Source organism: Novosphingobium sp. fls2-241-R2A-195, assembly GCF_030209485.1.
Classification (GTDB): Bacteria; Pseudomonadota; Alphaproteobacteria; order Sphingomonadales; family Sphingomonadaceae; genus Novosphingobium; species Novosphingobium resinovorum.
This window is the reverse complement of sequence record NZ_JARVRY010000027.1, coordinates 182,257-191,576: the sequence shown is the minus strand read 5'-3', so window position 1 is coordinate 191,576 and position 9,320 is coordinate 182,257. Positions and strand designations below refer to the sequence as shown.

Annotated in this window: 13 protein-coding genes; 2 read left to right on the top strand and 11 right to left on the bottom strand. The window is 66.0% G+C overall.

The annotated features are described in order from the left end of the window. Nucleotides 1–58 precede the first annotated feature (58 nt). Both pdeM and infC read left to right on the top strand, forming a co-directional pair. Nucleotides 59–751, top strand: coding sequence for a ligase-associated DNA damage response endonuclease PdeM (gene pdeM / locus QRN25_RS20790; protein WP_285021166.1), 693 nt, complete (start codon nt 59–61; stop codon nt 749–751). Nucleotides 752–917: 166 nt separating this feature from the next. Continuing rightward, nucleotides 918–1,439 (top strand): translation initiation factor IF-3, encoded by a 522-nt coding sequence (infC, locus tag QRN25_RS20785; protein ID WP_036528118.1) that lies wholly within the window; start codon nt 918–920, stop codon nt 1,437–1,439. 264 nt (nt 1,440–1,703) lie between these two features. Here infC and QRN25_RS20780 read toward each other — a convergent pair whose 3' ends face one another. From QRN25_RS20780 to hisF, 11 genes are all read right to left on the bottom strand, one after another. Next, nucleotides 1,704–2,237: a J domain-containing protein gene (locus tag QRN25_RS20780; RefSeq protein WP_008831775.1), complete on the bottom strand. Its 534-nt coding sequence runs from the start codon at nt 2,235–2,237 to the stop codon at nt 1,704–1,706. A 100-nt stretch (nt 2,238–2,337) separates the two neighbouring features. After that, nucleotides 2,338–2,883 carry a peptidoglycan-associated lipoprotein Pal gene (gene pal / locus QRN25_RS20775; RefSeq protein WP_008831776.1) on the bottom strand — a complete coding sequence of 182 codons (546 nt, stop codon included), beginning with the start codon at nt 2,881–2,883 and terminating at the stop codon, nt 2,338–2,340. 172 nt (nt 2,884–3,055) lie between these two features. Next, entirely contained in the window at nt 3,056–4,447 is a 1,392-nt protein-coding gene (tolB, locus tag QRN25_RS20770; protein ID WP_285021165.1) for a Tol-Pal system beta propeller repeat protein TolB, read from the bottom strand. After that, nucleotides 4,444–5,481, bottom strand: coding sequence for a cell envelope integrity protein TolA (gene tolA, locus QRN25_RS20765; protein ID WP_285021164.1), 1,038 nt, complete (start codon nt 5,479–5,481; stop codon nt 4,444–4,446). The genes tolB and tolA overlap by 4 nt, the downstream gene beginning before the upstream one ends. Before the next feature lie 24 nt (nt 5,482–5,505). Then, nucleotides 5,506–5,952, bottom strand: a complete 447-nt coding sequence (locus QRN25_RS20760; protein WP_036528115.1) for an ExbD/TolR family protein — start codon at nt 5,950–5,952, stop codon at nt 5,506–5,508. Further along, nucleotides 5,952–6,659 (bottom strand): protein TolQ, encoded by a 708-nt coding sequence (gene tolQ, locus QRN25_RS20755; protein ID WP_008831780.1) that lies wholly within the window; start codon nt 6,657–6,659, stop codon nt 5,952–5,954. The genes QRN25_RS20760 and tolQ overlap by 1 nt, the downstream gene beginning before the upstream one ends. Further along, nucleotides 6,656–7,141 carry a YbgC/FadM family acyl-CoA thioesterase gene (locus QRN25_RS20750; RefSeq protein ID WP_069709034.1) on the bottom strand — a complete coding sequence of 162 codons (486 nt, stop codon included), beginning with the start codon at nt 7,139–7,141 and terminating at the stop codon, nt 6,656–6,658. The genes tolQ and QRN25_RS20750 overlap by 4 nt, the downstream gene beginning before the upstream one ends. Before the next feature lie 235 nt (nt 7,142–7,376). After that, the gene (locus QRN25_RS20745) at nt 7,377–7,754 is read right to left on the bottom strand and encodes a histidine triad nucleotide-binding protein (RefSeq protein WP_069709033.1); all 378 of its coding nucleotides are present in this window, start codon (nt 7,752–7,754) and stop codon (nt 7,377–7,379) included. 112 nt (nt 7,755–7,866) lie between these two features. Further along, nucleotides 7,867–8,190: a phosphoribosyl-ATP diphosphatase gene (locus QRN25_RS20740; RefSeq protein WP_285021163.1), complete on the bottom strand. Its 324-nt coding sequence runs from the start codon at nt 8,188–8,190 to the stop codon at nt 7,867–7,869. 42 nt (nt 8,191–8,232) lie between these two features. Continuing rightward, entirely contained in the window at nt 8,233–8,406 is a 174-nt protein-coding gene (locus QRN25_RS20735) for a PEP-CTERM sorting domain-containing protein (protein ID WP_069709032.1), read from the bottom strand. A gap of 147 nt (nt 8,407–8,553) precedes the next feature. Next, nucleotides 8,554–9,315, bottom strand: coding sequence for an imidazole glycerol phosphate synthase subunit HisF (gene hisF, locus QRN25_RS20730; RefSeq protein ID WP_285021162.1), 762 nt, complete (start codon nt 9,313–9,315; stop codon nt 8,554–8,556). Nucleotides 9,316–9,320: the final 5 nt, after the last annotated feature.

Genomic DNA, 9,320 nt, shown 5'->3' with positions numbered 1-9,320 from the left:
GCACCCTTCGCTTCGCACGGCGCTTGCCAAATCGGACAAGCTGCGGCAAGGAAAAGCCATGGTTCCCTTTTCGTTCTGCGGTCAGGAGATGGTTCTGGTGGACGGCTCCATGCGGGGTGCCTGCGCGCTCTACTGGCCGCGCGAACAGGCGCTGCTGGTCGCAGACCTCCATCTGGAGAAGGCCAGCTTCTTCGCCCGCACCGGCCAGATGCTGCCCCCCTACGACAGCCGCGAGACGCTGGAACGGCTTGCCTCGGCAGTGCGGACCACGGGCGCGCGGCGGGTCTTCGCACTGGGGGACAATTTCCACGACAGCGCCGGACCGGACCGGCTGGAGCCGCACGCCGCCGGGATGCTCGCCGCGCTGACCCGCGCGCTCGACTGGGTGTGGATCACCGGCAATCACGACCCGCATCTGGGCGCCGAGGCAGGTGGCACCCGAGTCGAGGAACTGATGCTGGCAGGCCTTGCCCTGCGCCACCAGGCTTTGCCGGGCACATGCGAAGCGGAAGTCTCGGGCCACTTCCATCCGCGCCTGATGATCGAGGCGCGCGGACGGCGGATTGCGCGCCCTTGTGCGGTGCGCAGCGAGAAACGGCTGATCCTGCCGGCCTTTGGAGCGTTGACCGGCGGTATGAATGCGGCCGATCCGGCGATCCTGTCCGCGCTTCAGCCGGCCGATGCGATCGAGGCGCTGGTGCCTGCTCGCGGACAGTTGATACGCTATCCGCTCTGGCGCAAAGCGGCCTGAATACCTATATGGCGCGCAAGGCCGGTTTTCCGGTCGGGGCGTTCCATCTGCAATCTCGTGAAATCGCGCTTTGCGCGCGAGGACGAATCGCATTAATGACCGCCGAATCCAGCCACGTCGACTGTAACGACTCAGGAGAACGCATATAGCACCCCCACCCCGGCGCATGATGACGCCACCGGTCAAGAGTGGACCGCGCTACAATAACATGATCCAGTCGGACAAGGTCCGCGTCATCGACCATGAGGGCGAGAACCTGGGCGTCATGTACACGCGCCAGGCGATCGAGCAGGCAGCTGAGGTCGGTCTCGACCTCGTTGAGGTCTCCCCGAACGCCGATCCGCCGGTGTGCAAGTTCCTCGACGTGGGCAAGTACCGTTACGAGGCGCAGAAGAAGGCAAACGCCGCTCGAAAGACGCAGAAGACGCAGGAGATCAAAGAGATCAAGATGCGTCCGAACATCGACGACCATGACTACGACACGAAGATGCGCAATGTCGTGCGCTTCATCGAGGACGGCGACAAGGTCAAGGTGACGCTACGCTTCCGTGGTCGCGAGCTTTCGCACCAGCAGCTTGGCATGGACCTCCTGCGCCGTGTGCAGCAGGATGTGGAAGAGATCGCCAAGATCGAAGCCTATCCGCGCATGGAAGGCCGCCAGATGCTGATGGTGCTGTCGCCGAAGTAAGCGATAGCTGTCGGTTTCGACGCAAACGAGGGGCGTGGCCGATGGCCGCGCCCTTTGTCGTTTGAGGATGGGGCTTCGAGACGGCAGAGCGCCATGATCATACCTCCAATCGTCATTGCGAGCGAAGCGAAGCAATCCAGGGCGGTTTATGCTGCCCTGGATTGCTTCGCTTCGCTCGCAATGACGAAGGGTGGCTTAATCCGATACCATCTCAACCCCGCTCAGGCTGAGCTTGTCAAAGCCCCGTGAGCGAAAAGCCGCCGCTCAGCCCTTCCACTCGCGGCGTTCTTCCGCCGCGCGCAGGACTTCGTAGGCAAGTTGGTACGTCTGGAACGCCTTCGCCGCCTCGGCATCATTGGGCTTCACGTCCGGGTGGACTTCCTTGGCCCTGGTGCGCCACGCCTTGCGCACCGCATCGAAGTCCGCGTCGGGATCGAGGCCCAGCGCTTCCAGCGCCCGCAGTTCATCCCGGCTGCGCGACCCATCGCCCGAGCCGCCCCAGCCGTAATGCTGCGCTTCCTTGTAGCCGGAGGTCTCGGCCTGCTCGCTCGCTTCGCGCGCGGCGGCTTCCTCGGCGTCCAGCCCGGCGAAGTAGTCCCAGCCCGAGTTGTATTCCGCCGCGTGCTTCTGGCAGAACATCCAGCGATCGGGGCTGTTGGGGCTCTTGGGAGCGGGGCACTCGCCGCGATCGTTGCAGCCGTGGCGATCGCACAGGCGTACTTCCACGGCCTCGCGCGCGCTGCCATAGCCGCGCCAGCGCGGAAAACCCCAGTCTGCGGATCGGCGTGCGCGGCTCATCAGATCGGCGATACGCTGCGACTCGACGGGGACGCAACCCCCGTCTGACGCAAAAATATCAATCCAGCGCGCTGGGCACGCCCGCGCGCTGGAAACGGCATCAATCGATGGTGACGGTCACCGCGCGGCGGTTCTGCGCCCACGAAGCCTCGTCCGAACCGAGCGCGATCGGGCGCTCCTTGCCGTAGCTGACGGTGGTGATGCGCGAGGGGTCGATGCCCAGGCTCGCCAGATAGTTCTTGGCGGCGTTGGCGCGGCGTTCACCCAGCGCGATGTTGTATTCGCGGGTGCCGCGCTCGTCACAGTGGCCCTCGATCGTGGCGCGCTTGTTGGGGTACTGCTGCAACCACTGCGCCTGCTTGGCGAGAGACGCCTGATCCTGCGCATCGACGGTCGATTCGTCGAGGGCGAAGTAGATCGTGTCCGCGCCCATCATCTTGGCGACGAAGTCCGCCTGGCTGCCGGGCTGGGCCATGCCGTAGCCGCCGCTCGACTGGCCGGTGTCGGTGCTGGTCGCCGGGCCGGGATCGGGCGGAAGCTGGGCCGGAGCCTTCTTGCCGCAAGCCGAGATGGCAAGAGCGCCGGCCACGACCAGCGCCGTCGCGCCGACGCGGGTGATGCGCATGGATGAGAGGGAAGAAGGCATCGGCAATCTCCTATGTCGCCGCCATGATACGACTGGCCTGTTGAATGGGCGGCATGGTGTGATGGTTCCGTTCAATTCTCTACACAGTCAAGATGAACGTCGGGCAACCTGAACGCGAGAAAACGGCCCCGGATTTCGCCGGGGGCGTCAACTTGCTGCATTCGCCCGCAAATCAGGGGCGGATCGGACCCCAGGCCGGATCCGAGGCGCCCACCGGGGTCGGCAGCTTGCGCTCGTTGCGGCCGGTAAGGTCGACCTGCCAGATCGAGGCAAGGCCGGTGCTCTTGGTCGTGCGGAAGAACTGCACGATGCGGCCGTTAGGCGACCACGTCGGCGCCTCGTCCTGCCACGAATCGGTGAGGTGGCGCATGCCGCCGCCGCTCGGGCTCATCACAGCGATGCGCAAGTTGCCCGCGATGTGCGTGAAGGCGATCTGGTCGCCTCGCGGACTCCATTCCGGGGTTGCCGCGCGGCCGCCGAAGAAGCTGATCCGGCGCTGGTTCGAACCGTCCGAATTCATAACGTAGACCTGCTGACTGCCCGAGCGGTCGCTCTCGAACACGATCTGCGAGCCGTCGGGCGAATAGCTGCCGCCGATGTTGATGCCCGGGCCGTTGGTCAGGCGCTGCGGGGTGCCACCGCCTGCCGAGGAGATGCGGTAGATGTCGGTCGTGCCGCCCTTGGCCATCGAATAGAGCACCCACTTGCCGTCCGGCGACCAGCGCGGCGCCAGCGTTGGCGCACCGGTGCGGGCGATCAGCGTCTGGCGATCGGTGGCGAGATCATAAGAATAGATGCTCGGCTGTCCGTTGAGATAGGACAGGTACATGATCTTGCTGTAGTCCGGCGAATAGCGCGGGGTGAGCGCCATCGACTGGCCGCTGGTCAGGAAGCGGTGGTTGGCCCCGTCCGAATCCATGATCGCGAGACGCTTCATGCGGTGGTCCTTGGGACCGGTCTCGGCGATGTAAGCGATCTTGGAATCGAAGAACGGGCTTTCGCCGGACAAGCGCGAATAGACCATGTCGGCGCACTTGTGCGCGGCGCGGCGCCAGTCGGACGGGGGGACCTGCCAGCCGCCCTTGATGAGCTGCTGCTTGAGCTGCACGTCGTAGAGATAACAGCCGATCGTCAGGTTGCCGTCGCCGCCTACGCGCACGAAGCCCTGCACCAGCATGTCGGCGCTGCGCGCGGCCCATGGCGTGTAGTCCGGCGCCTGAATCTGGCCATAAGCGGGCTGCGGCAGGCCGTCGGGGCCGGAGGGCTTGAACAGGCCGTTGTTCTTGAGATCGCCCGCGACGACTTGCGCCAGCGCACGGCCGAGCTGGCCGGTCGTGCCCGCATTGGTGCGGGTCGGCACGTCCTGATCGGTGGCGAAGGTGGTGATGGCGATGCCGAGGTCGTTCCACGCACTGTCGTCGGACACCGTGACCTCGAGGCCACCGTCCTGCGGGGGCGGCGCGTTCACCACGGGTGCCGGGGCGCCTTGCGCGAAGGCCGTACCCGATACCGCCACACTCGTCGTAAGCATCAATCCCAAGGCGAGAACACGGGTTATCTTCATTGCGATAGCCTTCTGTCAAACGTGGTCGTGACGACCTTCCAGCCCTCGTAGAGATCGTCGGGCAAGTTGAATGGCGCCGCAAGCCTTACCGCACGCACGGCCTGTTCCTGATGGCGTTCCACCTGCGCGCGGTTGGAGGCGTTGACGCCGCTGGTGCCGATCACCTCGGGCGCGCCGGCAAGGCTGCCGTCGCGGTTGAGGCGGAAACGCACCTTGGTGGTCAGCAGTTCGACGTCGGCGCCCTGCGGCGCCTGCCAGTGCGGCTTGAGCTGCCGATTGATCGCCGCGCCCAGCGCCGAGCGGGCCGAAGGACCGATCTCGGACGCAGGCGTGCCGGTCGGCTTGGGCGCGCTGGAAGTGGCGCCCGGCGTGCCCGGCTTGAACGCATCGTCGAAAGCACTGGTGCCAGCCTTCTTCGGCGGCGTCGCCGAATTGCTCGATCCCGAAGACTGCCCTGTGGTGGCCGGCTTGGTCGCGGGCCTTGTCGCAGGCTTCGCTGCGGGTTGGGGCGAAGGCTTGCGAACGATGTCATCGATCGCGCTCGACTTGCGCGGCGGCGCCTTGGGCGCGGGCTTTGCCGCAGGCTTGGGCGGCGTCGGCTTCGCTTTGGGCGGAGTCGGCTTGGGGGGCGCGGGCTTGGGCTTCTCCACCGGCTTGGGTTTCGGAACCGGCTTCGGAACCGGTTTCGGCTCGGGCTTCGGCTCAGGCTTTGGCTTTTCCACCACGCGCGGCGCGGGTTCGGGAGCGGGAGCCGGTTCGGGCTCCGCCGCAGGCGCGGGTTCGGGTGGCGGCGGTGCCGCCGCCGGCGCGGGCTGTCCCAATTCCGGGCTCTTGTCCGGGGACGCCTCGCCGGGATTCGGGGCGGTCGAGGTCGCCGCGACCTCGTCGCTGATCGTCACCTCGATACGCTCGGGCGGCTTGACCACGTTGTTCGAGCGCGGGCTGTACAGGATCGCAGCCAGCACCGCGCCGTGCAACAGCACGGCGACGACGAGGCCGATCCTCTCATCCTTGCGCACACCCAGTACCGCCATCAGACCGACCCTACCCGGCGCGCCTTAACCGCCGCTGACATCGGTAACCAGCGAGATCGAGGTGAAGCCTGCGCGGTTGAGTTCGCCCATGACTTCCATCACCCGGCCATAGTCGAGCGCCTTGTCGGCGCGCAGCGTCACCAGCGGCGGCTTGCCGTCGGGACCGGCGGGCGTGGAGGCCAGACGCTCGGGCAGTTCGCCGGACGCGAGTTCGTCCTGCTCGTAGAATACCGCGCCGTCGCGGCGCAGGGTGATGGTGATCTGGCCCTGCTCCTCGCTCATCGCCTTGGCGCGGCTTTCGGGCAGTTCGATCGGCACTGCGGCCTTGAGCAGCGGCGCGGTGACCATGAAGATGATCAGCAGCACCAGCATCACGTCGACCAGCGGCGTGACGTTGATCTCGGCCATGGGGCCGCGACCGCCGCGTCCGCGACGCCGACGTCCGCCGCCTCCGGACATCCCCATCGCCATCAGCGCTGCTCCAGCTGGCGCGTGAGGGCTGCGTGAAGATGGTCGGCGAAGCGCTGCAGGCGGGCCTCGAAGCCGTTCACCTTATGCGAGAAACGGTTGTAGGCGATGACCGCCGGGATCGCCGCGAACAGGCCGATCGCAGTGGCGAACAGCGCCTCCGAGATGCCGGGGGCGACGACCGCGAGCGAGGAATTCTGCTGCTGGCCGATATCGAAGAAGCTCTTCATGATGCCCCACACCGTGCCGAACAGGCCGACGAAGGGCGCCACCGAACCGACGGTTGCCAGGAAGTTCAGACGGTCGGAGAGCTTGTCCGCCTCCTCGCCCACCGAAGAATTGAGGATCGTGGCGATGCGCTGGCGGGCACCCTCGGCATCGATGCCGGGGCCGACGTTGCGCTTGAATTCACCGAGGCCCGCGCCTGCGACCTTGCCCATCGGCACGTCGCCGCGCTTGCGCTCCTTCTGGTAGGTGTCGAAGTTCTGGGCCTCCCAGAAGCCTTCCTCGTACTCGTCGCAGCGGCGGCTGATCGCCCCCATGCGCACGATGAAGGTGACGATGATCATCCATACCCACACGCTGGCGAGGACCAGCCCGGCCATGATCGCCTGCACCACGATGTCGGCATCGAGGAACAGTTTCACCGGGTTGAGATGGTTGTCGTCACCGGCGAAGCTGATGGTCGAGGCAAGCAGGTCGAGCGTCATTCTGGTCCTTCCGGGGCCGGAGCGGCGATGGGTTCAAGTGTGGCGAAAGCCTGTTGCCAGGCCTCGGGCTGTCGGCGCGGTCGTCCTTCAGGGCTGATGAACGCGACCTTTACGGCCGCCTCGCATAGCCTGACATCACCCCGCAATGCGACCTGTCGCAGCACACTGGCGACGCGGCCGGTGCTTTCGGCCCAGGTCTCGATGATGACGGTATCGCCCAGCCGCGCCGGAGAGAGATAGCGCAAGTTCGCCTCGGCCACGGTGTAGAGTCCGGTGCCCGCCTCCAGCGAGGCGCGCTGGTCGATGCCGAGCACGTCGAGCAGGTCGGAGCGGGCACGTTCGAACCAGCGCAGGTAGTTGGCGTGATAGACCACTCCGCCCGCGTCGGTGTCCTCGTAGAACACCCGCAAGGGGTAGCGGTGGACTTTGCCGTCGATCACGCCCGATTGAGGCATGAGGGGGGAGGATGGTGCGTCCGTCATTCCGGGCGGTTGTGTAACGGGGAGCAGGGCGACTTCAACCCCGGGAGCGCAGGAACCGGCCTTGGAGGCTGTATTGCGGGGTAAATTTTCGGTGGACAGCGGTGGAAGTGCCCACCCCTGCCCCCTCTCGCAAGCGGGAGGGGAATGAGAGACCTGCACTTCGCCCTCCCGCTCGCGGGAGAGCCGGGAGGCTTATGAGCGAAGTGAATTAGCCGGACGGTGTGGGCAAAAGGCCCTATTCCCCGATCATCTGGAAGAACTGGCGCCCACCGAAGATGTGCACATGCAGATGCGGCACTTCCTGATGGCCGTTCGTCCCCATGTTCACCATGAGGCGATAGCCCGGCCCGTCGAGTTCCAACTGCCGCGTCACATTGCCCACCGCGCGCATGAACCCGGCGATCTGCGCATCGTCGGCCTTGGCGGTGAAATCGTCCCACGAGACATAGGCGCCCTTGGGGATCACCAGCACATGGACCGGCGCCTGCGGGCGAATGTCGTTGAAGGCGAGCGCATGGTCGTCCTCGTAGACCTTCGAGCACGGCAGTTCGCCGCGCAGGATCTTCGCGAAGACGTTGTTGTCGTCGTAAGGCAGCTTCGGATCGATGGGCATCGGGTTCTCCACTCGAACACTTCGTCATTGCGAGCGTAGCGAAGCAATCCAGCGAAGCGCAACTGTGCCCTGGGTTGCTTCGCTACGCTCGCAATGACGGATTTGGGACGGATCAGGACTTGCGTGCAGCTTTCTCGGCGATCCCCGAGACACCTTCGCGGCGGTCCAGTTCGGCGAGCACGTCGGTTAGCGGCACGTCCTTGGCGCCGAGCAGGACCATGAGGTGGAAGATGAGGTCCGCCGCCTCTCCGACCAGCGCCTTGTGATCCTCGGTCAGCGCCGCGATCACGGTTTCGGTCGCCTCCTCGCCCAGCTTCTGCGCGATCTTGCGCAGGCCCCTGGCGTTGAGCTTCGCGACATAGCTGGAATCGGGATCGGCCGCGCGGCGCTCGGCAATCGTGGCTTCGAGGCGTGCGAGAGTGTCGAGGCTGCTCATGCCCTGCCCATGCGGTGCAGGGGCCGCGCGGTCAAGAGCGCGTCAGTCCTCGCCGCGCTTGGACGACAGCTTGCGGCCCACGGCGACGCCGACGACGCCAAGGCCAAGAAGCAGCATGCTGCTGGGTTCGGGAAGCGGGATGCCCCCTGCGGCATAGGCGGGAACCGGCGCAACGAAAGTCGCGACGAACGCCGGAATGAATTTCAACACGGGCACCGCGAATCCTCCTGTTGATCCGATGGCCTAGATTTTGCCATCGACCACCGGGTGCGCTGCAGCAAGCGCCGATCCGGGGTTGTCCCGATGTGGTTCACTCCGTTAGTCGCATTCGGCTAACAATGAGCCGTTAACCTTGGCGTGCCTTCACCCGCGCGCAGGGATCCCTGCCGCTCGCAGCGCCGAGTGCGCCTCGGCGATGGTGTGCTTGCCGAAGTGGAAGATCGAGGCGGCCAGCACCGCGCTCGCCTTGCCCTCGGTTACGCCTGCCACGAGGTGATCGAGATTGCCGACGCCGCCACTCGCCACCACTGGGACCGACACGGCCTCCGCGATCATGCGGGTCAGGGCGAGGTCGTAGCCGTTCTGGGTGCCGTCGCCGTCCATCGAGGTGACGAGCAGTTCGCCCGCGCCGTAGTCGGCCAGCTTGATCGCATGTTCCAGCGCGTCGATGCCGGTCGCCTTGCGGCCGCCGTGGGTGAAGATCTCCCACTTTCCGGGCGAAACCTGCCGCGCATCGACCGATGCGACAATGCACTGCGAGCCGAATTTCTCGGCGATATCGGCCACCACTTCGGGGCGCGAGACGGCCGCCGAATTCACCGCCACCTTGTCCGCGCCCGCCAGAAGGAGCGCGCGGGCGTCCTCGGCGGTGCGAACGCCGCCACCGACGGTCAGGGGCATGAAGCAGACTTCGGCGGTGCGCTGGACCACGTCGAGCAGGGTGCCGCGGCCTTCATGGCTGGCTGAGATGTCAAGGAAACACAGCTCGTCAGCGCCCGCCGCGTCGTAGGCGCGGGCCTGTTCGACGGGGTCTCCGGCATCCTTGAGGTCGATGAAGTTGACGCCCTTCACCACCCGTCCGTCACGGACGTCGAGGCACGGAATTACGCGGATTCGCACGGTCATTCGGC

Bases quoted from the DNA above. Each gene is read 5' to 3' on its own strand.
- pdeM (WP_285021166.1), top strand. From the start codon at position 59: ATGGTTCCCTTTTCGTTCTGCGGTCAGGAGATGGTTCTGGTGGACGGC.
- infC (WP_036528118.1), top strand. From the start codon at position 918: ATGATGACGCCACCGGTCAAGAGTGGACCGCGCTACAATAACATGATC.
- QRN25_RS20780 (WP_008831775.1), bottom strand. From the start codon at position 2,237: ATGAGCCGCGCACGCCGATCCGCAGACTGGGGTTTTCCGCGCTGGCGC.
- pal (WP_008831776.1), bottom strand. From the start codon at position 2,883: ATGCCTTCTTCCCTCTCATCCATGCGCATCACCCGCGTCGGCGCGACG.
- tolB (WP_285021165.1), bottom strand. From the start codon at position 4,447: ATGAAGATAACCCGTGTTCTCGCCTTGGGATTGATGCTTACGACGAGT.
- tolA (WP_285021164.1), bottom strand. From the start codon at position 5,481: ATGGCGGTACTGGGTGTGCGCAAGGATGAGAGGATCGGCCTCGTCGTC.
- QRN25_RS20760 (WP_036528115.1), bottom strand. From the start codon at position 5,952: ATGGCGATGGGGATGTCCGGAGGCGGCGGACGTCGGCGTCGCGGACGC.
- tolQ (WP_008831780.1), bottom strand. From the start codon at position 6,659: ATGACGCTCGACCTGCTTGCCTCGACCATCAGCTTCGCCGGTGACGAC.
- QRN25_RS20750 (WP_069709034.1), bottom strand. From the start codon at position 7,141: ATGACGGACGCACCATCCTCCCCCCTCATGCCTCAATCGGGCGTGATC.
- QRN25_RS20745 (WP_069709033.1), bottom strand. From the start codon at position 7,754: ATGCCCATCGATCCGAAGCTGCCTTACGACGACAACAACGTCTTCGCG.
- QRN25_RS20740 (WP_285021163.1), bottom strand. From the start codon at position 8,190: ATGAGCAGCCTCGACACTCTCGCACGCCTCGAAGCCACGATTGCCGAG.
- hisF (WP_285021162.1), bottom strand. From the start codon at position 9,315: ATGACCGTGCGAATCCGCGTAATTCCGTGCCTCGACGTCCGTGACGGA.